The sequence below is a fragment of the Verrucomicrobiota bacterium genome, from assembly GCA_019247695.1.
Lineage (GTDB): Bacteria > Verrucomicrobiota > Verrucomicrobiia > Chthoniobacterales > JAFAMB01 > JAFBAP01.
In genome coordinates, this window is sequence record JAFBAP010000021.1 from 1 (window position 1) to 22834 (window position 22834).

Here is a 22834-nt window from a genome sequence, read left to right on the forward strand (position 1 = left end):
TCGACGGCGGCAACTGGCTGGCTTAGCGTCACACAGCGGGCACGGCGATTTGGCGGGCACAACGTAAGAGTTCACACGGCGAACACGGCGAGCCACGGCGAACACGGCGGAAAGAGGGGGAGAGAGTTCGGAGTTCGGGGCTCGGAGGCGTGCCGGGAAGACAGGAATCATCCGCAGAACACGCAGAAGAACGCAGAAAAGAGAAAACGTCCACAGATTACACAGATTGACACAGATTAACGGGTACACGGCGGCGACTCTAAGGCTGACACTCGCACCCACCCCCCAGGATGCCGCTCCGAACCCCGAACTCCGAACGTCCCTCCCCATTTGTGGCATTTTTCCGCTTGTGGCATTTGTGGCATTCCCCCCCGGCACCGGCCCGCTTGACCCGGCGTGAGCGGACCGTAGTCTTCCGGTAATGATGGTGCGCGAGAAATTGACCTGGGAAGACGTGTGCGCTGACCCGAGCCTGCGCGACCTTCCTTTTAAGATCGAGCTCAATCGGCTTAATCAGATTGTGATGTCTCCGTCTCATCCGCGCCACAGCCGGCTTCAGAGCAAGATTGCGCGGATCCTCGGGGATCTGCTGAGCGGCGGCGAGGCGATCGTAGAGCTTGCGGTTGACACCGAGGACAGCACGAAGGTTCCCGACGTGGTCTGGGCTTCCCGGGAGATGATCGATCGCCACAGCAGCGACGTGGCCTGGGTGAGAGCACCTGAGATCTGTGTGGAAGTCTTGTCGCCGGCCAATACCGTTCAGGAGATCGCGCAGAAGCGGGCCCTTTATTTCGAGCGCGGTGCACTTGAGGTGTGGGTTTGTTCCTGGGACGGCCGGATGACTTTCTACGGTCCGGAGGGAGAGCTGAAGGGATCAACGCTTTGCCCGATGTTTCCGGATACGATCGTGCTTTAGTGGGCGTCAAAAAGTTGTTACACCGGTTTTCACGTTTGTTGAGCGGTCTTTGCCCCCTCAACCGTCCTAAGAATGGGTGTAGTAATGCAGCGCACCGGCTGGTTTCCCTTCAGGCGCGCAAACGGGTCTGTGGTGGACGGCCGGTGCGCCTCGGTGCGCGGCAGGACAGGCTCAGGCCCGTGATTGCGGAAGCCAGCGAGCCGAAGATGATTCCGGCCTTTGCCTGTTCCACGAGTTCCGGACCGCCCGGGAACGCCAGGTTGGAGATGAACAAGGACATGGTGAAGCCGATGCCTCCGAGGCAAGCAACTGCGCGCAACTGACGCCAGTTGACTCCGGCCGGGCATTCGGCGACGCCCAGCTTTGTGGCCAGCCAGCATGCCCCGAGGATACCGGCCGGCTTGCCCAGGAACAGCCCCGCGATGGTTCCGAGCGAAACCGGACTAGCGAGCCGGGAAAGGAGGATCGGGCCGTGCATTGCAAGGCCGGCGTTGGCCAGGGCGAATAGCGGCAGGATTAGGAAGCTGACGAAGGGGTGAAGCGTGCGTTCCAGACGGTGAAGCGGCGTTGGGTTCTGTCCGTACGCGCTTTCCGGGAGAGATGCTGCGCCAAGGGGCGGTTTGACGCGTAGCGGCACTGCGAGGGCGAGCAGGACGCCTGCCACGGTGGAGTGTATCCCCGATCTGAGCACTGCCAGCCAGAGAACCAGGCCGATGAGCAGGTAAGGCGCCAGGCGGCGTACCCCCAGGCGGTTGAGCGCGAGCAACAAAGCGAACGTTCCGGCCGCGACCGCCAGGGCCGGCCACGAAAGGTGGGCACGGTAGAAGATCGCGATGGCCAGGACCGCACCCAGATCGTCGATGATGGCCAGCGCCGTCAAGAACACCTTGAGCGCAATCGGCACCCGGTGCGAACCGAGGAGCGCGAGCACCCCCAGCGAGAAGGCGATGTCCGTCGCCATCGGCACGCCCCAGCCGCGCCCCGCATTACTACTGCCGGCACCGGCGCTAAAAACGGCGTAAACAAGCGCAGGGACAACCATGCCGCCGAGCGCGGCGGCCGCGGGTAAGACGGCTTTTCGAATACCGGACAGCCGGCCCTCAACCAGCTCGCGCTTGATCTCCAGGCCAACCAGCAGGAAAAAGACCGCCATCAAACCGTCATTTATCGCGTGGGCCAATGACCCATGCAGGGCGAATCCGCCGAGGTGAAGGCTGAGCGTGGTGCCCCAAACCCGCTGGTAAACGTCGCTCCAGGGTGAGTTGGCCCACGCCAGAGCCATTGTTGCTGCGACGACCAGCGTCAAAGCACCCGCCGACTCCAGTTCGATGAATTCAAACAGGGGCCACACCAAACGTCTGAAACCCGCCGGCGCGCCGACACGAAGCGTCTCGTTCGTCGTCACGACGATTTGCTTGCCCTGAATCGAGCTCACCCTCAACCGCAATCGAGAATACAAAGGGTTCGCGGCACACGGCGCCTCCGAGCCCCGAACTTCGAGCTCTTCCCGCCGTGTTCGCCGTGTGAACTCTTACGCTGTACCCGCCCGATCGCTGTGGCCGCCGTGTGAACTCTTCCGCCGTGCCCGCCCGATCGCTGTGACCGCTGTGTGACCGAACTCCGAACTTCACCTTTGGTGGCACGGCTTCAGCCGGTCCGTTCAACGTGCCGCCCCTTGCAACCCGGTGTAGCATTCGAGGTATTTGAGCCCGGCGCCGGTGTTGAAGATAACCGCTGACTGGTGCGCCTGAATCCACCCGGACCGCCGGAGTTTACTCAAGTCCACCGGCAGCAGAGGCGTCCATCCCTCGCCGAGGGTAACCGGAGCAGTCTCGGGTGCGAGCGGCAGGAGTTCCCGATAGCGCCACAGCGACGCTTCCCGGCCCGCAAGCCTTTACCGTCCAAACGCCGCGCGGGCGGCCGGCAGATCGTACCGGGCCAACAACGGGCGGCCGCAGGCGCGGCAGACCGTCTGAATTTCATCTTTCGAGTGCCCCTTGCCGCACAGCCCGCAAACCAGTTCGATCAAAAACACAAGCGCCTCGTCACGATAAATGGAAGGTCGGCCGCATCAACGGTCCGTGTGCGACGTGGTTGCGCCGGATGACAGCAAGCCGGCAACTTTCGTGATTGCGCCCTTGATCGAGGTGAAATGTATACTATTTAAGTAGGCATTCCGGGCGCCACCGCGGCAGCCTGCCTTTGCCGGAATAAACAGCCTGAAGACGATGAGCCCGTTCAATAACCTATACCGGCGCGCCTTGATCGGCGTGCTCCTGCTGATGCTGACGGCGGCGGTGATTCCCTCGAAGGCGGAATTTGACTCAAAGCTCTTTCGCATCGGGTACCAAAAGGCCGCCAACACGCTGGTGCTGCTCAAAGCCCATGACGCGTTGACGAAGCGTTTGCAGCCGCTGGGGGTTGAAGTGGCCTGGTCGGAATTCACCGCCGGTCCCCAGTTGATGGAAGGCTTAAACGCCGGCGCCGTCGATTTCGGTTACGTCGGCGAAGTGCCCCCGATCTTTGCGCTGGCGGCAGGGGCAAACTTCGTCTACGTCGCCTACGAACTGCCCACCCCGGAAGCCGAAGGAATTTTGGTCGACAAAAACTCGCCGATTCACACCCTTGCCGAATTGAAAGGTAAAAGGGTGGCGTTCAACAAAGGGTCGGACGTTCACTGGCTGGTTATCCGCGCTTTGCAGGATGTGGGTCTCACTTACCGCGATATCCTGCCTGCATATCTGACGCCGGCGGATGCCCGTGCCGCTTTCCAGCGCGGCGCGATCGACGCCTGGGCGATTTGGGACCCCTTCTTCGTCGCGGCGCAAAAGCAACTTGGCGCCCGCGTCCTGACCAACGCCGCGGGAATCGTGAACCGGTACCAATATTTTCTAAGCGCACGTCCGTACGCGGAGAAACGGCCTGACGTGCTCAAGATCGTCCTCGAAGAAGCCGGCAACATCGGCCGATGGGTACGGCAAAACTACCCGTCCGCAGCCGCCGAATTGGCACCGGTCCAGGGATTGTCGCCTGACGTGATTGAAGCCGGGCTCCGGCACTACCAGCACATCTACAAACCGATTGATGGCGCCGTGTTGGCGGACCAGCAGAGAATCGCTGACGCCTTTTACGAACTAAAATTGATTCCGAAGAAGATCTCGGTGCGCGATGCCATGCTGCCTGCCAATCTCCAAGGTGAAATGAGTGCGCCTTCACCTGCCTCAAGGCCTTGAAGGCGGTCCATCGACGCATCGACGAGTCTGAGCGCCCGCCTTGCCGGGTACGGTGTCGAACGAAAGCGTCAGCTTCGCATGACCTCTGCCAGCACCTTTTCCTTGAGGCCGATGAAAGCCCGGCCCGATCGCGTGCGAGGCCGCTCAAGTTCCACGGCCGTTTCGAAGGTCAGTTTGCCCCCCTCCATGACCAGCACCCGGTCCGCCAACGTGACGGCTTCCTCCACGTCGTGGGTCACGAGCACGGCCGAGAACCGGCTTTCCAGCCAAAGCCGTTCGATGAGGTTTTGCATCTCCAGCCGGGTGAGTGCGTCCAGGGCCCCCAAGGGTTCGTCAAAGAGGATGAGTTCCGCTGCGCTCGCCAAGGCGCGCGCCAGGGCCACCCGTTGGCGCTGGCCACCCGACAAAACCAGCGGCCACTCGCGTTCCCGCGCACCGAGTCCGACGTGTTCGAGGGCTTCGCGGGCAATCGGGCGTCGATCCGGTCCCCGGGGCGTGGCCAGCAGGACGTTTTCAAGGACCGATAACCACGGCAGCAGCGCGGCGTCCTGGAACATCAGCCGGGCACGCGGATTGATGCCGGCTCCCAACGGTTCATCCTCGATGAGGATACGTCCGGAACTCGGCTTCTCCAGCCCGGCGACCAAGCGCAGCAAGGTCGATTTCCCGCTGCCGCTTCGCCCGACGATGGCGACCACTTCGCCACGACCGATCTCGAGGCTCACGGGGTGCAACGCCGTGTTGGCTCCGAAGCTTTTGGAGACGTTTTCAACCCTAAGCAACGCCTTTGAAGAAGGCGCCCGACTAACTCTGGTCTCGTGTTCTGCAAATGGTGTGATGATGGTAGCACTCATGTTAGGCAGTCCGGTAGGCAGGATTCCAACGAAGGAGGTAACGTTCCAACAGGCGGGTTAGCGTGTCAGCCAGCTTGCCCAGGAGGGCGTAGAGCAGGATGCCCAGGAGCATGACGTCGGTTTGCAGAAAATCGCGCGCGTTCATCGTCATGTAGCCGATGCCGTTGTCGGAGGCGATGGTTTCGGCGACGATGAGCGTCAACCAGGTAATACCCAGCGCATAACGCACCCCGATCAGAATCGACGGCAGGGCACCCGGCAGGATGACTTTGCGGAGCAAATCAAACCTGGACAGGCCGTAGCTGCGCCCCATCTCAACCAGGCGCGGTTCAACGGAACGGACGCCGTGGGCCGTGTTGAGGTAGACGGGGAAAAAGACGCCGAGCACGATAAGAAAAAGTTTCGCCGATTCACCGATGCCGAACCACAAGATCACCAACGGGATCAGCGCGAGGTGCGGCACGTTCCGGACCATCTGCAACGACGAATCGAGCAGCCGGTAGGAGAGCCGCGACAGGCCGTTAATCAGGCCGAGGAAAAAGCCAAGCCCGCCGCCGATGGCAAAACCAAGAAGGGCGCGACGAAAGCTCTCGAAGAGGTGTAACGGCAGTTCGCCGGTCTGCGTCAGGTGCCAACCCGCCTGGCAAACGCTCAGGGGGGAGGGCAGAACCCGCGGCGGCAGCCATCCCAACGAAGACGCCAACTGCCAGAGCGACAGAAACATTAACGGCAAAATCCACGGTACAAATGGACCCGGCGCAAAGCGGAGCAATGGGTTGGATCGTTTACTTCGGGACGCAGTCATAATTCAGGAAAAATTCAGGATGCAGAGGTGAGGGCGGCCGGTATCACGTCGTTGGCCATGATCTCGCCTTGCAAGGTTAACCTTTTGGTTCCCGGTGCTTCGGTGTGGCGCAGCGGCAAACGCGGCAACAGCAGTTCTGCCACCCGGTAGGCTTCCTCCAGGTGCGGGTACCCGGACAGAATGAAATTTTCGATGCCCAGTGCGTGATACTCGCGCATCCGGGACGCCACCGTCTCGGCGCTGCCGACCAGCGCCGTGCCGGCACCGCCGCGGACCAGCCCGACGCCGGCCCACAGGTTCGGGCTGATCTCAAGCGCTGCCCGCGACGTCCTGGGGCCGCCCGGACCGTGAAGGGCGAGCATGCGTTTCTGGCCGTGCGAGTCTTGCCGGGCCAGCGTTTTCTGTGCCTTTTCGATGGTGGCCGCGTCCAGGCGGCTGACCAGGCGATCGGCGGCGGCCCACGCTTCGTCATCGGATTCGCGAACGATGACGTGCAGACGGATGCCGAACCGCAGGGTGCGTCCCGCCTTGGCCGCAGCGGCGCGCACGGTCGCAACTTTTGCGGCGACCTGGGCCGGGGGCTCGCCCCAGGTCAGGTACACGTCCACGTGTTTGGCGGCGACCTCAATGCCCGCCGCCGACGAACCGCCGAAATAGAGCGGCGGATAAGGACGCTGCAAGGGCGGGATCAGCGCACTCGCACCGCGAACGTGCAGGTGCCTGCCATCGAAATCGATCGGGTCAGGGTTACGCGACAGGATGCCGCGCCAGATCGACAGAAATTCGTCGGTGACCTCGTAACGCCCGTCGTGTTCGAGGAAAACGCCGTCGCCAGCCAGTTCGACCGGGTCGCCGCCGGTGACGACGTTGATCAGCAAACGGCCGCCGCTGAGGCGGTCAAACGTGGCGCTCATGCGCGCAGCCAGGGTGGGCGAAATCAGCCCGGGCCGCACGGCCACCAGGAAGCGTAAACGGCGGGTTTCCGGGATCAGGCTCGACGCAACGACCCACGCATCCTCGCACGACCGGCCGGTCGGCAGGAGTACGCCGTAAAAGCCTTGCGCGTCCGCCGCAGTCGCGACCTGGCGAAGGTAATCGAAATCCAGGATGCGGCCGCCCTCGGCGGTGCCAAGGTAACGGCCGTCTCCATGCGTAGGAATGAACCAGAAAACTTTCATAGACCTGAAATCATCCCGCGATAGACGTCGTCCGAGACCTGGACGGCTTTTGGGATGATGCCCAGACGTGCAAATGTGTCCGCAACCCCTTGCTGTTCGGCCACGATCGCGGGCGTGATGGGTAAGAGGGAGTGGTAACGCGTACGGCCTTCCGAGCGCTCCAGCACCGTGGCCGGCAGCCCCAGCTTTTCCGCCAGGAGCGTAGCCGTTCCCTTCACATCCGCCTGGACGCGCCGGCCGGCTTCCCGCAACGTCTCCAGGATTACCGGAAGTGTTTCCGCCGCCGGGCTGTCCAGGTAATCCTTTCGAGCAAAATAAAATTCCCGGAAACCGGTCAGGCCTTGCCCGGTCGTCAGAACGCGCGCCTTCAACTGGATTTCGGCCGCAGCAAAGAACGGGTCCCAAACCGCCCATGCGTCGATGGCTCCCGATTGGAACGCAGCCCGGGCTTCCGCCGGTTGAAGGTACACCGATTTGATGTCGGCAAAGCTCAAACCGGCCTGCGCCAGGCGTTGCGCCACAAAAAGGTGCGAACTGGATCCACGCGCGAACGCAACCCGCTTGCCCTTCAGGTCCGTCACGGTTTGAAGCGGCGAATTTTGGGGCACGAGGAGACCGGAACTATCCGGGCTCGATTCGGTGGTGGCGACGTAAATGAAAGGTACCCCGTTGACTTGTGCAAAGATGGGCGGCGGTTGGCCGGTATGCCCGAAATCGACGGCGCCGCTGTTCATCGCCTCAAGCAGGGGAGGTCCGGAGGTAAATTCACGCCATTCCACAGCGTATCCCAGGGGCTCCAGCCGCTTTTCCAGCGTGCGCTCACCTCGCACGAGGAGCAGAAAGCCCGACTTCTGATAACCGACGCGCAAGATCTTGGGCGCCGCGGTGGCGGCACCAACCGACAACGCGCAGACCGGAAACAGGATCGCGAGAGGCCACAAGCCCTGAAGAAAACGTCGCATCAGGCATACGAAAGTCTACTAAGCCGATATAGTCAATCGTCTTTGTGAGTTTAGTCAGCAACACAATGCGCCTCTCCCCGAGGGCGTTCGTTCGCCCTATCGCCGGGGATGAATGCGCCCGCCGGCCCAGTAAACAGCAGCCGCCGAGAGCGGCACCTTCACTTTAACGGCCGGTTACTTGCGCACGGGCATGGTAAGCAGGTACGCCGGACCGGACGCAGTCCGTGCGGTTCTCCGTTCGCCCCAGGGCCGCAAAAACCAGGTAGCCGAGAGTCACGGCCATAAGGGCGCAACGCTCATGAGCGGCGTCCGTGCAAACGGGAGGTCTTGGAGGCAGGGCGGTCAACCGGCGACGGTAAGAAGCAGCCATACGGTCATTTCGCGCAGAGGGCCGGTTGGCGCAGGGTCAGGCCGTCGCGCCCTTTGCCCCCGCAACGCCGAGGTCACCAAAGGGCCCGACGTAGGAATCGCTGGCCGCCGGGGCACCCGCGGGATCCCCCAACAACGGAAACAGCAACTCCGCCACCCGATACGCCTCTTCCAGATGCGGGTAGCCCGATAAAATGAAAGTGTCGACGCCCAGCGCCGCGTACTCCTGCAGCCGCGCGGCCACCGTGGCCGGATCACCCACCAGGGCCGTGCCTGCCCCGCCGCGCACCAACCCGACCCCGGCCCACAGGTTGGGGCTGATTTCCAGGCGGTCGCGCCGGCCGCCGTGCAACTCCGCCATGCGCCGCTGGCCCACCGAATCGAACCGGGCAAAACTTTTCTGCGCCGCGGCGATGCTTTCGTCGGTCACGTAGCGGATAAGATCATCGGCGGCGGCCCACGCCTCCTTTTCGGTTTCGCGCACGATCACGTGGACCCGCAAACCAAAACGCAAAGTGCGTCCCCGTGCGGCGGCCAGGGCCTGCACTTCAGCCACCTTGGCGGCAACGTCGGCGGGCGGTTCGCCCCAGGTCAGGTAGACGTCGACGTGTTCGGACGCCACCTCGTGACCGGCGGCCGAAGAACCGCCAAACCAGAGCTCCGGGTATGGCTTTTGCACCCCGGGCCGGTAAAGGCGCGCATCGTGTACCTCCAGGTGCCGGCCGGTGTGCTCGACGGCTTCGCCGGCCAGTACCCGGCGGAAGATGGATAGAAATTCAGCCGTCAGCGCGTAACGTTCCTCGTGCTTGAGCAGCAAGCCGTCACCGGCCAGTTCAACCGGGTCTCCGCCCGTGACAACGTTCAAGAGCAGCCGCCCGCCGGAATAACGATCAAAGGTGGCGACCATGCGCGCGGTCAGCGTCGGCGACATCAATCCCGGCCGGATGGCCACCAGGAAGCGCATCTGCCGGGTGAGCGGGATGAGGGACGCCGCAACGATCCAGGGGTCGTCGCAAGTTCGCCCGGTAGGCAGCAGCGCGCCGTAGTAGCCCAGTTCGTCGACAGCCTGGGCAATCTGGCGCACGTAACCGAGGTCGGATTCACGAGCGCCGCGGGCCGATGCCAGGTAACGCCCGTCGCCAAACGTAGGGATGAACCATAAAAGTTTCATCGCGGGTTGGAAGAGGCCGTACCGGAGGGCGCCGCTACAACGGCATCGGCCACCCGGACCGGTTTGGGAATCAGTTTCAGCGAAAAAAACAGGTCGGCAATCGCTTGCTGGTCGGCCACGACTCCGGCATCGACTGGCCGGAAGCCCCATGGCTCCCGCTGGATGATGGTTTCCAGGACCGGCGCGTCCATGCCCACTTCCTTCGCGAGATAGGCGGCCACTTCGGACGGCTTGTCCGCGACCCATTGGCCGGCGCCGTTCACCGCAGCCGCCAAGGCCGGCAAAAAGTCCGGATTTTTCTCGATGAACCCTCGGGTCGAGAGGAAAAATTCCCGGTTCGGGGCCAGGTCTTTGCCGGTCGTGAGAACTTTGGCCCCAGTGGCCCGCTCTGCGGCGGTCAAAAACGGCTCCCAAATCGCCCAGGCGTCGACGCGGCCGCTTTCGAAGGCCGCCCGGGCTTCAGGCGGGGGCAAAAATGCGGGCTGCACGTCCGTATACCGCAGTCCGGCCCGTTCCAAGGCTTTGACCAGAAAATAGTGAACGTTGGATCCCTTGTTGAGCACCACCCTTTTACCTTTGAGTGCAGCCACCGAGTTGATGGCGGACGATTTGGGCACGATCAGCGCCTCACCTTCCGGAAAGGGCGGCTGATTGCCAAGGTAAACCAGGGCAGGGTTGGCTGCTTGAGCAAAGATGGGTGGAGCTTCGCCGGTATTGCCCACCTCGATGCTGCCGGCATTAAGGGCCTCAAGCAGTTGCGGGCCGGCTGAAAAAAGCAGCCACTGGATCTTTTTGCCGCTTTGGCTCAAGGCGCGGTCGAGGTCTCCATGGGCCCGTACGACGTTGAAGGTGCCGTACTTTTGATAGCCGATGCGGATAACGGCCGGATCGTTCGCAACGGCGCTTCCGGCCACGATCAGAATTAAAAACAGGGCCACGGCGCCACAGACTCCGGGCAGGCGTGCATTCCGGATAGAAAACGGCTTCACGGTTTTATCGCCCGCCGGCTCAACCCCAAGGGCCGGGCCGGAGCGCGCGAGGGCACGGGATCGGCAGGACGCAGGCATAGTCAAATCATGGTGAATTCCGCAAATACTCTACTGCTCGAGTCGGGTTTTCAAGGGTAAAAAGCTATTGTCGACCGGCTTTTAGGTTTTTACGGCGCCGATCAACGGCTTGGCGGCCCGTGCGAATCTCAGGCGTCACCCTCCGTTCAGCATGTCTGCTGCTGTAAGCCTTTCAGCTTTACCCGTATTTCCGGCGGGGGCGTGATCCCCCCTCGGGGACATAGGCGCTTTCCTGGTTTTCCTGGCGCTGTCGTCCGAGAAGCTTGAGGGTAACGCCGAGGCTTGAAACTTGAGATGTCACGGAAACTGCGGCCCTTTTTTCTTCCGGCCGGATGCTTGACATTCCCGATAAGGATACTAGTTAACTAGGTTTTAAGCCGGGCAGGGTTGTCCCCGAAGGGATGTCTCCCGGGCGCTACCAATCATAGATCATAGATAAGCGGAGGCTTAACGGCCATGAGTAACAGCAGCACGGCATTTTTGAGGCTTGCCGATCAGGCGTCCAGTCAAGTGATGGAAATTAGTCCTCGGGAACTTTCCCGGGCGAAACCGTTGCCCGTGATCATTGACGTGCGGGAAGCCGACGAATACGCCCAAGGGCACATTGCGGGTGCAAAAGCGCTGAGCCGCCGCGTGTTGGAACAAAAGGTAGACCAGCTGATCCCTGATTTTTCGACGCCCTTGGTGGTGTATTGCTGCCGGGGAGAGCGGGGCGCATCGGCCGCCGAAGATCTCCTCAAAATGGGTTATCAGAACGTGCGCTCGCTTAAGGGCGGACTGCAGAACTGGCTGGAATCGGGTGGGACCGTCGAGATCTCCAACGGGTTTCAGAGCACTCGCCGGGTACGGGCTTGGTGGCCGGTGCGGATACGTTGGAAGTGGGCTTCGATCCCTCGCTTATCGCGCTGGGCGACATCGTGCAGGCTCGGGCGACAATTCTGACGGTCCATGGCCTGACTTGACGGAAGCGTTGCCGGTGAAACCATCTCCGTTTCTAAACATTGTTCTTCCGCCGGCTTTTCCGGCTCTGCGTGCGGGACGTGGCGCCGGGCACCGTCGCGGATGTGGTTGTCGCCCTGGCGAATTCAGACCCGCATGGCGCGCCTTTTTTTCCGTTGTTAGTCTAGTAAACCAGTAGGTTAAGTCAGTCGGTTGCGGGTCGTTCCGGGTTTAATCGGAACGTCAGGCGCGTGCGGGTCACCTGGTGGATGCGGCCGGTCGCCGCTCCCATCAGGCGAGACCCTGCGCGGCTGTTCCACGCAGCCCCGTCGCGAGTTCAAACAAGTCATGAAACGTTTCCTAATATCGGCTGCGGCAATCCTGCCGTTCTATTTCGTAAACCCTGCGCACGCGCAGGACTCGGGGGTGGGCGTCACCGTCCAGCCGCCAAGTATCACGGTCATCCTTCAGAACGGCCAAAGGCTGGCCGACGGGTTGATTTTTGTTGCGCCCAAAGCTGCGGGCCTCGCCGGCGGCACGGCGCCGGGTCCTCAGGGGCCCGAGATCGTGGACAACCAGGGCCGTCCCGTCTGGTTCCTACCCATCACCAACGGCCAGGCAGCAGCCGATTTCCGTGTCCAACGCTACCGTGGTCAACCGGTACTCACCTGGGCCCAGCAAGCGGGCTTTGGCGGGCTCGCCCAGGGCGAGTCGGCCGACTACATCCTTGATCGTTCCTACCGCGTGGTGGCAACTGTGCACGCCGGCAACGGGCTTGACGCCGATGCCCACGAATTCTTGCTCACACCCCAAGACACCGCCCTCATCACGATCTACAACACCGTGCAGCGAGATTTATCCTCCGTCGGCGGTGCCGGCAACGGCCAGGTCATCGATGGGGTCGTCCAGGAGATTGACGTCGCGACCGGAAACGTGCTCTTTGAATGGCACAGCCTTGATCACATCGGGCTCGATGAAAGCTACCAGCCGTTGCCTTCCCCGGCAACCGCGCCCTGGGACTTCTTCCACATCAACGCGGTCAGCCCCGATAAGGACGGGAACCTGCTCCTCTCCGCGCGGCACACGTCGACAATCTACAAAGTTGACCGGCGTACCGGCCGCGTGATCTGGCGGCTCGGCGGCAAAAAGAGCGACTTTGATCTCGGCCCGGGCGTACGGTTCTGGTATCAGCATAACCCCATCATAGCCGGGCCTGACACGGTTCGGATCTTCGACAACGAGTCGAACGGTACGCCGGTCCTGCCGTATTCGCGCGTCATCTGGGTGCGGCGTAACCCGTTTTTGAAAACGGCGACCCTCATCCGCTCGCTGCAACACCCACAAGGGTTGTCCGCGCCGTCGCAAGGCGGCTCGCAAGCGCTGGAGAACGGCGATACCTTTGTCGGCTGGGGCGCAGTCGGGCGTTTCTCGGAGTTCGATCCTAATGGCCAGCTGATCTTCGATGCAAGCGTGCCAAGCGGCTACGACACCTACCGGGCATATCGCTTCGTCTGGCACGCCGAACCGTGCACGGACCCGGTGGCAACGGCGCAGGTACAGAGTAACGGCTCGACGATCGTGCATGCGATCTGGAACGGGGCGACCGAGGTCGCGCGTTGGGACGTCGTCAACGGCTCCGGCCAAGAGGGTGAGGGACATCACCGGCGGGTGGTTGCCTCCGTGGCTTGGAACGGGCTCGACACGACGATTCCCGTCGATGAATCCCTGACGTCGGTCCTGGTTATCGCGAGGGACCGTGCCGGGCGCGAAATCGGCCGGTCACCATTGGCGGCGGTCAGCCGGTGACCTGGTGATCCGGCAGGTCTGACGGCAGCGCCCCCGATTTATCCCGCTGGGCGCTTTGGGCCGAAAGGCGGACCTGTCCCCATTGGAGGGTCTGTCCCCGTTGCGAGGGTCTGTCCCCATTGTGAGGACCTGTCCCCGTTGCGGGGGTCTGTCCCCGTTGCGAGGGTCTGTCCCCATTGTGAGGGTCTGTCCCCATTGCGAGGGTCTGCCCCATTGCGATCCTCCGAACGGACCGTGAGCGGTGAACGGCATACGTTTCACCTCAGGCGCGGACTCGGATAAGGCCTGATTCGCCCTGATGCCGGGCCAGCGCCTGGTGGCCTTTTCCTAATTGGTGCCCAGATAACCCAACCGGGTTTCAAGAGTTTCTGAGCCGGACGAAGTTCGCCGGCATGGGCAGGGCAAAGCTAAGGCTGGTCACGGTTTGCGACCTTCAACCAGGGCAACGGATCCGGTTCCACAACGGCCTGCGGGTCACCAACCCGAAGGTGTATGAGGTGGTGCGGTTTCGGCCGCTGGGCAGCCTCGAGCGCGGCTACCTGGAACTTAAAGATCCGCAAACCGACCGCTTGGAACGGGCACCCGACCTGCTTCACGGCCGATTCCGGGTGGAACTGGTTTCATAAGGCCTTGCCGGAGAACGAGCCTGTCCCTGTCTCGAATTTTCTGACGGATGTAAACCTTGGGTAGAACTTAATCGTGAACAGGACCGCTAACCTTCGGGCACAACGATCACGTCAACGCCTGCGGAGCTCAGCGCCTCCTTAAGGTCGGCCGGGGGCTCCTCGTCGGTCACCAGGACCTGGATGCGGTCCAGCGGGGCGATATGGGCAAACGCCCGTTCACCTAATTTGGTGGCATCCGCCAAAACGATCGTCCTACGCGCGGCGGCCATCATGGCCGCGATCATCATGGCTTCTTCGAGCACCGTCGTGGTGAGCCCCTCGCGGACCGTGATGCCTCCCACGCCGATGACGGCCGAGTCAACCGTAATGCTTACCCCCGCCATCAGAACCGGACCTACGGTGACTAATGCATCCCCTTTGTACTGTCCCCCAAGAAGGTAAATGTCACGAACGCATTCGGCCGGTACCACGCCGGGCACGCTGAGGTTATTCGTGACGATCGTCAGGTTGCGGCGGTTCAATTCTGCCGCAAACAACCTCGTCGTGGACCCCCCATTTATCAGCAGGGTTTCGCCGTCTTTGATCAGCGTGCTCGCTGCTTTTGCGATGCGTTTTTTTGCGGTAACCTGGCGCCCAACGCGCTGATTGAAGGTCGAGTCGCGATGAACAAGGTTTTCGAACGCCACCGCGCCGCCGTGCGTCCGCTCAAGTAACCCTTGGGCCGCCAAGTGGTCAAGGTCGCGACGGATGGTGTCGCCCGAAACCTCGAAACGCTCGGCCAGTTCATTCACGCTCATCGGTCCACGGGCACGCAGGAGGCGCAAAACCTCGATTTGGCGTTTGGCCGGCAAGGTACCGTCGCGGCTGGAAAGGTCGAAGGCATCCATTGAGAGTTCAGCTCGGTAACCGCCAAATTATGCGGAATTAATCGAAAAACAATCCTTGACGATGCGGATCTTCGCGATAGCAGTGCAAATATATGCAAGAATCGGAACCCCCAGACCGCAATTTTCAGCAGGATGGCGCCGGCCTCTGCAGTCCGCAACCCGGTGAATATTCCTCCGCCGCAATCGTTTCGGGCGATAGTCATCAAGCGCCGGGTATTGCCAGGCGAAATTTCCTTAAGCGGGCCGGCCTGGCCCTCGCCGGCGCCACGGTGGCTTCCTCGCTGTTACCTGCCCGGCGCGCACGGGCGGCAGGGGGCAACCCGACCGAAATTACGTTTGCGAGCGCCAAGTTTTACGGAAAACAAACCATTGCGGAGGTCGTCGAGGCCTACAATGCCGCGCAAAGCAAGGTCCACGTGACCTACAAGGAGCTTCCGCCCCCGAGCTCTTCAACGGAAGTGCACCAAGGGCTCGTGCAGCAGCTGGCCCGCCGGAACGGTACCCCGGACGTTTTCACGCAGGATATTATCTGGATCGCGGAATTTGCGGCGGCCAAATGGGCCCTGCCCTTGGACGAATATTTCGGCACTGAGGTAACGAAGGACTACTTCCCGGGGATCATTCAGGGCTGCACCTGGCAGGGCAAGCTCACGGCCCTTCCCTGGTTCGTCGATTCGGGGATGTTGTATTACCGCAAAGACCTTCTCGAGGGACCCGGCGCCAAGGTTCCCGAGAGTTGGGATGAGCTCATCGACAGCTCAAAAAAGCTGATGGGCGCGGGTAAGGCGAAATTCGGTTTTCTTTGGCAGGGTAAACAGGCCGAAGTGCTGGTTTGCGACTTGGTGTCGTTCATCGGCTCAAACGGGGGCTCGATCCTTCAGCCCGACGGCACCACGGTGGCCATTGCCGATGAGCCTGCAATTGAGGCGGTGCAAATGATGCACGACTTTATCCGGAAGTATCAGATCACCCCGGAAGACGTCCTGAGTTGGGACGAAGAACCGTCCCGGCGGCCGTTTACCTCCGGCGAGGCGGCGTTTTTGCGTAATTGGTCCTACGTCTGGAAGGTTGCGCAAACCCCTGCAGATTCGAGCGTAGTCGACAAGGTGGGGGTCTCGCCGTTGCCGCATTTTCCGAATAAACAGAGCGCGGCATGCCTCGGCGGTTACCAGTACGGCGTTAACGCGTCCACCAAGAATCGTGAAGCGGCGGTCGATTTCGTGCGCTGGATGTCCTCGCCGGAGACGCAACTGCGCTTCGCTACCCAGCTCGGGCTTTGCCCCACGCGCGCTGCGGTCTTCGAACATCCCCAAATCGCGCAGGAACAACCCTTCATGCAGCCGCTCAAGTCGGTGTTTGTCGGGGCGATCCCGCGACCGGTTACGCCGAAGTACCCGCAGGTCACGCTGATTCTGCAATCTGAAGTATCCCGGGCCCTGGCCGGCGGGAACGTCAAGGCGGCCCTGCAGAGTGCCAAGGAAAAAATCCAAAACATCGTGAAAGCTTAATAAGGGTGGGGTTGTGGCGATCATGGAAGTTCAGGGCCGGCCTCTCCTGCTCGGCACGAAGAAGGTCCGGGTTGGAGGCTGGCACCCGGGGCCGCTGCTCCTGTTGGCACCGGCGCTTGTCTCAATCGGAGCGGTTTCGGTCTACCCGGTGCTGCTCGGCCTTTGGCTCTCGTTTCGCGACACCACGCTGGCCTCGCCAACTGACGCGTTCATCGGGTTAGCCAATTACCGGCAGCTCCTGGCGGACGGGCAATTTTGGAATGCCTGGACGCATACCCTCGAGTTCACGGCCGCTTCGACGCTGCTGGAAACTGCGCTGGGCTTGATGATCGCCCTGGTGCTTTCTGAATCGTTTCGGGGCCGCGGCATCGTCCGCGCGGCGATGCTGGTCCCCTGGGCCATTCCCACCGTTGTCACGTCGAAGATGTTCGGCTGGTTATTCGACGGCCAAAACGGGGTCGTGAATTACCTGCTTCGAACCGTGGGGTTGATTCAGCACAACGTCGACTGGTATGGCTCCACCAGTTCGGCCCTTTGGACCATCGTGGTGGCTGATGTTTGGAAGACCACCCCCTTTATGGGGTTGCTCCTTCTGGCCGGCCTTCAAACGATCCCGCATTCCCTGACCGAAGCGTCCATCATCGATGGGGCGAATCCCTGGCAGCAGTTCTGGCATGTGAGACTTCCGTTACTGGCCCCGACCCTGTTGATCGCGGCCATGTTCCGGGCGCTCGACGCATTTCGCATCTTCGACCTGGTCTACGTCTTGACGGGCGGCGGGCCGGCGGATTCGACCGAGGTGCTCTCCACCCTCACGTACAAAAACCTCTTTTCGGCGCTTCAGTTCGGCTACGGGTCCGCCTTGTCGACCTTGATGTTCATCACTGAGATCGGCATCGCTGTCATTTTCGGCGCAGTCCTGCGCCGCAAGATGCGAGAGGTGGGCCAATGAGGGGCGCCGGCGTCCAGTCCCAAAAGTCGCGGCGGACCGTCATCGTTCTGCCGCCCGGCCGCGTGCTCCTTTACGCCTGCGCGGCCTTCGTCGTGATCTGGTCGGTCGGCCCCTTTTTATGGCAAATGTCGACCTCGCTGCAACTGGACCGGGAGTTGGTGAGCGGCCGCCCGAAGCTGATACCTGACCCACTCACCTTCGAGCACTTCATCAACATTTTTACCGGCAAGAGTTTCCATCGCTACCTTATCAATTCTGTTGTCGTCGCGTTTAGCACCACCTTCCTCTGCCTGCTGTTTGGGTCGGTGGCGGCCTACGCCCTCGCCCGGCTCGACCTTCGCGGACGGTTCGGCTTTCTGGCGTTCATTCTGGCGGTGTCGATGTTTCCGCAGATCGCGATCGTAGCGCCCTTGTACGTGCTGATGTCTGACCTGGGCTGGCTGGATACGTATCGGGTGCTGATCGTGGTCTACCTGGCATTAGGATTACCCCTCGTTATCTGGGTGTTGTTCGGCTACTTCCGGTCGATCCCGCTCACCATCGACGAAGCCGCCCGCATCGATGGAGCCAAGCCATTACGAATCTTTTTCCAGATTATCCTGCCGATGTCCCTGCCGGCCGTGGTCACCACCGGGCTGCTCTGTTTCATCGCCGCGTGGAATGAATTCATGTTTGCCCTCGCGTTCACCTCGGATATCAACCACCAAACGGTGCCGGTGGGCATCGCCAACTTTACCGGCCTTCATTACGTGCCATGGGGCGACATTGCGGCCGCCTCCGTGGTGGTAACGCTTCCGTTGGTGCTGTTGGTTCTGGCCTTCGAGCGGCACATCATCAGCGGCCTGACCGGAGGCGCCGTCAAGGAGTGAACGCGATGGATTGGCGCAAACGGTATCATGACCTGCTGGACCGCCTGCCGATCCACGTCCGGGATGCGCGGCCGGTCCTTTGCGGCTTATCGACTTTCGTGGATGGCTACGTGCGTCTGCATGAGGCGCAGCCGCTGCTAGAAGCGGTGGACGGCACGCCGGAAGCTGCGTTGGCCGGGGAACTGTTCAAGCGGGCAGCCGCCGGCATCGGCGGCGAGTTCCACCTGGACTGGCCGCAAGGCGGTGACTGGGTGGAAAAACACCTCAAGGTGACAAGTTGGGGTTTGGGAGGCACCGGGGCGCAAGCCGCTCAGACGCTCGCCCTCTTGGGGGCGCCCGCCCTGATCAGTTTGCAAGACCGTAGCGAGCGGCAGTTGTCGGTGATTCATCCCGACGTTCAGGTCGCGACCCCTGGCGGGGTGATCCGGCGCGCGGAACTTCAGGCAGTCCCGGGAGACAAACCGGCCCATTACATTTTTGAATTCACGGCGGGCGTGAGGTTTGGATCCGCCACGCCGCTGCGCTCAAGCCGCACGATTGTGCGCTTCGGGAACGAGCGGTTGGACGACGACCCGGATTTCTATCGGGAAAGCGTCGCAGCGGCGGCGCGTGCGGGGGCCGGCATCCTCTCCGGCTTCAACGAGCTGGCAGAGAACGAGCTCAAGGGGGCGCTCGAGCAGACAGTGGCGCTGGTCCAAAACTGGAGGCGTCGCGGCGTTCACCTGGTTCATCTGGAACTCGGCGATTGCGCGAGCGCGCGGAGCAGGGACGTGATCCTGGAAACGCTGGCGGGCGTGATCACCTCTTTAGGCATGAGTCAGGCAGAGCTCCGCGGCTTTCGCGCCGAGCCGGGCGATATCGTCGATCAAGCCTGCCAACTCAGCAAAGCCTTCGATCTGCCACGGCTCTGCATCCACGCCGACGCTTGGGCTTTGACCTTGACCAAAGGCGAACCGAGCCGCGAGCTGGAGGCGCTCCTGTGCGGGTGCCTGCTCGCCGCCAGCCGGGCCGAAAAGGGCCGCCCGTGCCGGCCGTCCGGCCTGCCTGGCCAAGCGGAGTTTCATGAACCGCCGTACGGTCCCGTGAGCGAACGCGGTGGCCGATCCGTTGTGTGTTGCGCGACCCCTTACCTGCAACGACCGGCCGCGACGATCGGTTTGGGCGACACCTTTCTGGCCGGAACCCTGCTGGTTCTCGGCCAGTCAGGGACGGCCTAACCAAGGGCGCGCGCCACTCACTGACTCACCTTTGCCTATCGGTAACCAAATCATTTATGAGTACCCAACCAAACGCCATTGACCCCGGAAAAATGCGCAGTTTCCAACGGGTGACCACCCCAGATGGCTTCTTCCTCATCTGCGCGCTGGATCACCTGTCGGATTTCCAGGACCTGCTCGATCCCGACCCTAAGACCGTGGATTACCAAAGGACAGGGGAGGCGAAGGCCGGCTTGATCCGCGCGTTAGCCCCGGAATGCAGCGCCTTTCTGTTGGACGCCCGGTTTGGGCTGGCGCACGCCGTTGCTTCGCGCGCGCTGCCCGGCCCGGTGGGGCTCATGGCGAGCATCGAAGACGAAGATTACAAACCGTCGACGGTTACGCGCAAAACCCGGTTCCGCGAGCATTGGGGCCTCAGACAGATGAAGCTTCTGGGCGTCGATGTGTGCAAGCTGCTCTGGTTTTACCGGCCCGACAGCGACGTGGCCGAGCACCAGCGCGACGTGATTCGCACGCTGGTGCGCGAGTGCGCGGAGCTCTCGCTGCCGCTGGTCGTCGAACCGATCTGGTACCCCCTGGAGGGAGAAGACCCAAAAAGCGAGGCATGGAAACGGCGCCGCGTTCAGGGCATTGTGGAAGGAGCGCACGAGGTCGGCGCTTTAGGGGTCGACATGCTTAAGGTGGAGTTCCCGGGCTACGTCGAAACCGAAGCAGGTAAAGCCAGCGCGCTGGAGGCGTGCCGGCGATTAAGCGAGGGGTTGAACGTACCGTGGGTCATCCTTTCGGCTGGGGTCGGCTATGAGCATTTCAAGACCCAGGTAGAAATTGCGTGCCGGGCGGGCGCCTCGGGTTTCCTGGCGGGCCGATCCATCTGGCGGGACGCCGCGGCCACCCATAACCCGAACCAGCGAGAAGCGGCTGCGAAAGAAGCGGCGCACCGTCTGGCGGAACTCGGCACCGTGACCCGCCGGCACGGCAAGCCGTTCACCCCGAAATTGGAGGGTGAAGAGTTGGTCCGCGCCTTTCCTGAGTTTTGGTACGCAAACTGGCACCCTTATTGAGCTTTAACAAATGCGATCATCGAAAAATTCCGAGGAAAAATTAGCATGATCTTATCGATTAAGTCTCAATAGAATTCAGGGCGAATTGCGGGCCACTTTTTTGGGGCGTAGAAGACCAGATTTCTGAAAGGTTTGGATTTGTTTGCAGGCAGTTTCGAACGAGGGTTCAGCTAACGTCTTGAGAAATAACGAGCTGGGGCAACGTGGAAAGGTGTCGAACCCACAAAGGCGTAGTTTTCTTAAAGTCGGCCTTTTTCCTGATCAAAAAATCCCCTTTTATTGGGAAATTTCCTGTTTAATGGGATTTTCTTATTCGAGAAAATGCTTCACTTTAGGAAAATACCGTCTCACGAGGAATTTTACGGCCGTTTAAAAGCTGGACGGTTAGACTTTCCACCCCTGAAGTTCCGGCTTGTCGCGGGAGAAGCTGGCGACGCCAACACCCGGATCGACGCCGTTGTGCAAGCGGAGTGGGGAACTCAACGCGCCTCGTTCGCCTTAGAGTACAAAGCCGTTTTCACCCCCAAGGTGCTCCGAGAAGCCATTGCTACAGCAAAAGCGTATGTCGCTACCACGGATCTGAAGCCGCTCGTGGTCGTTCCCTTTTTGAGCGAAGAGCGCCTGAAAGAGCTTGAGCAGGAAGCCGTCAGCGGCATCGACCTGTGCGGTAACGGGTTCGTGGTGGTGCCTCACCAATTTGCCGTTTACCGGTCCGGCGCACCCAACCGTTTCCCCAGTTCAGCACCGATCAAGAACATTTACCAAAAGAACAGCTCCATCGTTTGCCGCGTCTTCCTCGCCAAACCGCGCTATGGGGCTGTCACAGCCATCCTGACCGAAATTGAACGCAGAAGCTCCCCGAAGCAACCCACGATCGGCTTAGCCACCGTATCAAAGGTGCTAAAAGGCTTAGAGGACGATCTCATCGTGAGCCGCCCGGATAGGGAGATTTTGCTCGTCCAGCCGGATAAGCTGCTGGAGAAACTCGCCGCCAATTTCATCGAGGCTAAACAGTGGCCTTCGTTTCGAGCGAAGGTACACGCTGAGGGCGACTTGCTCCTTTCGCTCCTGCTTCGATCCTCCGGCGAACTGAACGTGCCGATTGCGGCCACGGGGAAGGCCTCAGTATCGCAATATGCTGTGATGCAGCGTGGCCCCGTCTTGTCAACGTATTGCCCCGCGCCGGAAGCATTGTTGGAGCGGCTTAGCGCAAATCCTACCGACCGTTTTCCCAACCTTGAGCTTATCCAAACGAACGAACCGTTCCTGTATTTCGACGCACGAACCGAGCAGGGATTTCCCTGGGCCTCACCCATCCAGGTCTACTTGGAATTGATGGCCGGTGACAAACGCGACCGCGAGACGGCCGAGCAAGTCCGCGATTTTATTCTCAATGCCCTGCGAGCTCAAGGTTAATGAACGGACTACAAAGCCTTAGTGATGCGCTCTGTGACCTCCTCAACCGGGTTGAGGGCACCGACGTGCAGCTGATCATCGGCGGTGGCTTTGGCATCTACCTCAAAGCGAGGCACGTCGGCCAAGATGTACGGACACTGATTGATCGCGAGTTTTGGCCCGAGGCGCGTTCCACGAACGACCTTGATCTGTTCCTGCGGCCGGAACTGCTCATTGCTTCCGATAAACTTAAACCGCTGGCCCGAGCCATCGAAAGCTTGGGTTATCGACCGGTACCCGGAGCCGAAAAATACCAGTTCATCAAGCCTAGCTTGCAGGGAACTCAGGCTGGGAGCCTCAAAATCGACCTCTTAACGGGAGCTAGGTCGTCCTTTACCGGATGGGGGTTACGGGTGGACGAACGACGGGTGAGGCCACGTCCTTCTGTCGGCCTCCACGCGCACCCCGTCGAGGAAGCACCGACCCTGGACAGAAAGCTGGTGGCGACCACCGTCTCAGGTCGCCTCAGTTCAGGCGAGCGGTGGGAAGGCGAGGTGTTCCTGCCGCACCCCTTCACGTTCGCCACGATGAAACTCTTCGCTTTCCGGGATCGACGCGATGACCCTTCCAAAGACAAGGGAAGCTATCACGCGCTGGATCTCTATTCGGTTTTGGCCGCAATAACCGAAGAGGAGTGGCGCGGGGGTTTGGCTTTACAGAACGAATTTCAGCGCCACCCACTCGTGATCGAAGCGGGAAAGCTGGTGCGGTCGTATTTCGTTTTACCGAATGATCTCGGGATGATCCGTTTGCGGGAAAGCGGCTACTTTCATGAGGACTTTAAGCTCGACGAGTTCGCCTCAGCCTTGGGGCAGCTCTTTGCCGGGTAAGCCGGACGGGCGGGTTCACTCATCGTTTAGCTAAGCGGGTGCATCCCTGCGGGTTCAGCTGCAGCCGGGCCTCCCAAAGAGTTGGTCCGCGCCTTTCCTGAGTTTTGGTACGCAACCTGGCACCCTTAG

21 protein-coding genes are annotated in these 22834 nt (G+C 61.3%); 12 read left to right on the top strand and 9 right to left on the bottom strand.

Annotated elements, in window-relative coordinates:
• Positions 1 to 439 precede the first annotated feature (439 nt).
• Positions 440 to 916, top strand: coding sequence for a Uma2 family endonuclease (locus tag JO015_02275; GenBank protein ID MBV9997916.1), 477 nt, complete (start codon positions 440 to 442; stop codon positions 914 to 916).
• 109 nt (positions 917 to 1025) lie between these two features.
• Here the strand turns inward: JO015_02275 and nhaA are convergent, their stop codons facing one another.
• Positions 1026 to 2270, bottom strand: a complete 1245-nt coding sequence (gene nhaA / locus JO015_02280; GenBank protein MBV9997917.1) for a Na+/H+ antiporter NhaA — start codon at positions 2268 to 2270, stop codon at positions 1026 to 1028.
• An 874-nt stretch (positions 2271 to 3144) separates the two neighbouring features.
• On the opposite strand from nhaA, the gene JO015_02285 reads away from it, so the two are divergent.
• Positions 3145 to 4149 (top strand): sulfonate ABC transporter substrate-binding protein, encoded by a 1005-nt coding sequence (locus JO015_02285; protein ID MBV9997918.1) that lies wholly within the window; start codon positions 3145 to 3147, stop codon positions 4147 to 4149.
• 68 nt (positions 4150 to 4217) lie between these two features.
• On the opposite strand, the gene JO015_02290 is transcribed toward JO015_02285, so the two are convergent.
• The 7 genes from JO015_02290 to JO015_02320 form a co-directional block, all read right to left on the bottom strand.
• Positions 4218 to 5003: an ABC transporter ATP-binding protein gene (locus tag JO015_02290; protein ID MBV9997919.1), complete on the bottom strand. Its 786-nt coding sequence runs from the start codon at positions 5001 to 5003 to the stop codon at positions 4218 to 4220.
• Position 5004: 1 nt separating this feature from the next.
• A complete protein-coding gene (ssuC, locus tag JO015_02295) occupies positions 5005 to 5808 on the bottom strand; it encodes an aliphatic sulfonate ABC transporter permease SsuC (protein MBV9997920.1) in 804 nt (267 codons plus the stop codon).
• A gap of 14 nt (positions 5809 to 5822) precedes the next feature.
• Positions 5823 to 6986, bottom strand: a complete 1164-nt coding sequence (ssuD, locus tag JO015_02300) for an FMNH2-dependent alkanesulfonate monooxygenase (protein ID MBV9997921.1) — start codon at positions 6984 to 6986, stop codon at positions 5823 to 5825.
• Positions 6983 to 7948, bottom strand: a complete 966-nt coding sequence (locus JO015_02305; GenBank protein MBV9997922.1) for an aliphatic sulfonate ABC transporter substrate-binding protein — start codon at positions 7946 to 7948, stop codon at positions 6983 to 6985. The genes ssuD (JO015_02300) and JO015_02305 overlap by 4 nt, the downstream gene beginning before the upstream one ends.
• Before the next feature lie 163 nt (positions 7949 to 8111).
• The gene (locus JO015_02310; protein ID MBV9997923.1) at positions 8112 to 8318 is read right to left on the bottom strand and encodes a hypothetical protein; all 207 of its coding nucleotides are present in this window, start codon (positions 8316 to 8318) and stop codon (positions 8112 to 8114) included.
• A 36-nt stretch (positions 8319 to 8354) separates the two neighbouring features.
• Positions 8355 to 9488, bottom strand: coding sequence for an FMNH2-dependent alkanesulfonate monooxygenase (gene ssuD / locus JO015_02315; protein ID MBV9997924.1), 1134 nt, complete (start codon positions 9486 to 9488; stop codon positions 8355 to 8357).
• On the bottom strand, positions 9485 to 10555 hold the full coding sequence (locus JO015_02320; protein MBV9997925.1) for a sulfonate ABC transporter substrate-binding protein: 1071 nt from the start codon (positions 10553 to 10555) through the stop codon (positions 9485 to 9487). The genes ssuD (JO015_02315) and JO015_02320 overlap by 4 nt, the downstream gene beginning before the upstream one ends.
• Positions 10556 to 11011: 456 nt before the next feature.
• Here JO015_02320 and JO015_02325 point away from each other — a divergent pair, with 456 nt between their 5' ends.
• The 3 genes from JO015_02325 to JO015_02335 all read left to right on the top strand — a co-directional run bounded on the left by JO015_02325 (position 11012) and on the right by JO015_02335 (position 13926).
• Positions 11012 to 11497, top strand: a complete 486-nt coding sequence (locus JO015_02325) for a hypothetical protein (protein ID MBV9997926.1) — start codon at positions 11012 to 11014, stop codon at positions 11495 to 11497.
• 345 nt (positions 11498 to 11842) lie between these two features.
• Entirely contained in the window at positions 11843 to 13300 is a 1458-nt protein-coding gene (locus JO015_02330; GenBank protein MBV9997927.1) for an arylsulfotransferase family protein, read from the top strand.
• A 392-nt stretch (positions 13301 to 13692) separates the two neighbouring features.
• On the top strand, positions 13693 to 13926 hold the full coding sequence (locus tag JO015_02335; protein MBV9997928.1) for a hypothetical protein: 234 nt from the start codon (positions 13693 to 13695) through the stop codon (positions 13924 to 13926).
• An 86-nt stretch (positions 13927 to 14012) separates the two neighbouring features.
• Here the strand turns inward: JO015_02335 and JO015_02340 are convergent, their stop codons facing one another.
• Positions 14013 to 14813 carry a DeoR/GlpR transcriptional regulator gene (locus tag JO015_02340; protein ID MBV9997929.1) on the bottom strand — a complete coding sequence of 267 codons (801 nt, stop codon included), beginning with the start codon at positions 14811 to 14813 and terminating at the stop codon, positions 14013 to 14015.
• A gap of 92 nt (positions 14814 to 14905) precedes the next feature.
• Here JO015_02340 and JO015_02345 point away from each other — a divergent pair, with 92 nt between their 5' ends.
• The 7 genes from JO015_02345 to JO015_02375 all read left to right on the top strand — a co-directional run bounded on the left by JO015_02345 (position 14906) and on the right by JO015_02375 (position 22705).
• Positions 14906 to 16321, top strand: coding sequence for an ABC transporter substrate-binding protein (locus JO015_02345; GenBank protein MBV9997930.1), 1416 nt, complete (start codon positions 14906 to 14908; stop codon positions 16319 to 16321).
• Positions 16322 to 16343: 22 nt separating this feature from the next.
• Positions 16344 to 17273, top strand: coding sequence for a sugar ABC transporter permease (locus JO015_02350; protein ID MBV9997931.1), 930 nt, complete (start codon positions 16344 to 16346; stop codon positions 17271 to 17273).
• Positions 17270 to 18142, top strand: a complete 873-nt coding sequence (locus tag JO015_02355; protein ID MBV9997932.1) for a carbohydrate ABC transporter permease — start codon at positions 17270 to 17272, stop codon at positions 18140 to 18142. The genes JO015_02350 and JO015_02355 overlap by 4 nt, the downstream gene beginning before the upstream one ends.
• Before the next feature lie 5 nt (positions 18143 to 18147).
• On the top strand, positions 18148 to 19359 hold the full coding sequence (locus JO015_02360; protein MBV9997933.1) for a 6-phosphofructokinase: 1212 nt from the start codon (positions 18148 to 18150) through the stop codon (positions 19357 to 19359).
• A 56-nt stretch (positions 19360 to 19415) separates the two neighbouring features.
• Entirely contained in the window at positions 19416 to 20420 is a 1005-nt protein-coding gene (locus JO015_02365) for a tagatose 1,6-diphosphate aldolase (protein ID MBV9997934.1), read from the top strand.
• A gap of 321 nt (positions 20421 to 20741) precedes the next feature.
• Positions 20742 to 21836 (top strand): hypothetical protein, encoded by a 1095-nt coding sequence (locus JO015_02370; GenBank protein ID MBV9997935.1) that lies wholly within the window; start codon positions 20742 to 20744, stop codon positions 21834 to 21836.
• Positions 21836 to 22705 (top strand): hypothetical protein, encoded by an 870-nt coding sequence (locus JO015_02375; protein MBV9997936.1) that lies wholly within the window; start codon positions 21836 to 21838, stop codon positions 22703 to 22705. The genes JO015_02370 and JO015_02375 overlap by 1 nt, the downstream gene beginning before the upstream one ends.
• Positions 22706 to 22834: the final 129 nt, after the last annotated feature.

Coding starts and splice junctions, on each gene's coding strand:
- JO015_02355 (MBV9997932.1), top strand. CDS start 17,270: ATGAGGGGCGCCGGCGTCCAGTCCCAAAAGTCGCGGCGGACCGTCATC.
- JO015_02370 (MBV9997935.1), top strand. CDS start 20,742: ATGCTTCACTTTAGGAAAATACCGTCTCACGAGGAATTTTACGGCCGT.
- JO015_02290 (MBV9997919.1), bottom strand. CDS start 5,003: ATGAGTGCTACCATCATCACACCATTTGCAGAACACGAGACCAGAGTT.
- JO015_02360 (MBV9997933.1), top strand. CDS start 18,148: ATGGATTGGCGCAAACGGTATCATGACCTGCTGGACCGCCTGCCGATC.
- JO015_02335 (MBV9997928.1), top strand. CDS start 13,693: ATGGGCAGGGCAAAGCTAAGGCTGGTCACGGTTTGCGACCTTCAACCA.
- JO015_02365 (MBV9997934.1), top strand. CDS start 19,416: ATGAGTACCCAACCAAACGCCATTGACCCCGGAAAAATGCGCAGTTTC.
- ssuD (MBV9997924.1), bottom strand. CDS start 9,488: ATGAAACTTTTATGGTTCATCCCTACGTTTGGCGACGGGCGTTACCTG.
- JO015_02345 (MBV9997930.1), top strand. CDS start 14,906: ATGCAAGAATCGGAACCCCCAGACCGCAATTTTCAGCAGGATGGCGCC.
- JO015_02350 (MBV9997931.1), top strand. CDS start 16,344: ATGGAAGTTCAGGGCCGGCCTCTCCTGCTCGGCACGAAGAAGGTCCGG.
- JO015_02285 (MBV9997918.1), top strand. CDS start 3,145: ATGAGCCCGTTCAATAACCTATACCGGCGCGCCTTGATCGGCGTGCTC.
- JO015_02305 (MBV9997922.1), bottom strand. CDS start 7,948: ATGCGACGTTTTCTTCAGGGCTTGTGGCCTCTCGCGATCCTGTTTCCG.
- JO015_02310 (MBV9997923.1), bottom strand. CDS start 8,318: ATGGCTGCTTCTTACCGTCGCCGGTTGACCGCCCTGCCTCCAAGACCT.
- ssuC (MBV9997920.1), bottom strand. CDS start 5,808: ATGACTGCGTCCCGAAGTAAACGATCCAACCCATTGCTCCGCTTTGCG.
- JO015_02330 (MBV9997927.1), top strand. CDS start 11,843: ATGAAACGTTTCCTAATATCGGCTGCGGCAATCCTGCCGTTCTATTTC.
- JO015_02320 (MBV9997925.1), bottom strand. CDS start 10,555: ATGCCTGCGTCCTGCCGATCCCGTGCCCTCGCGCGCTCCGGCCCGGCC.
- ssuD (MBV9997921.1), bottom strand. CDS start 6,986: ATGAAAGTTTTCTGGTTCATTCCTACGCATGGAGACGGCCGTTACCTT.
- JO015_02325 (MBV9997926.1), top strand. CDS start 11,012: ATGAGTAACAGCAGCACGGCATTTTTGAGGCTTGCCGATCAGGCGTCC.
- JO015_02375 (MBV9997936.1), top strand. CDS start 21,836: ATGAACGGACTACAAAGCCTTAGTGATGCGCTCTGTGACCTCCTCAAC.
- JO015_02340 (MBV9997929.1), bottom strand. CDS start 14,813: ATGGATGCCTTCGACCTTTCCAGCCGCGACGGTACCTTGCCGGCCAAA.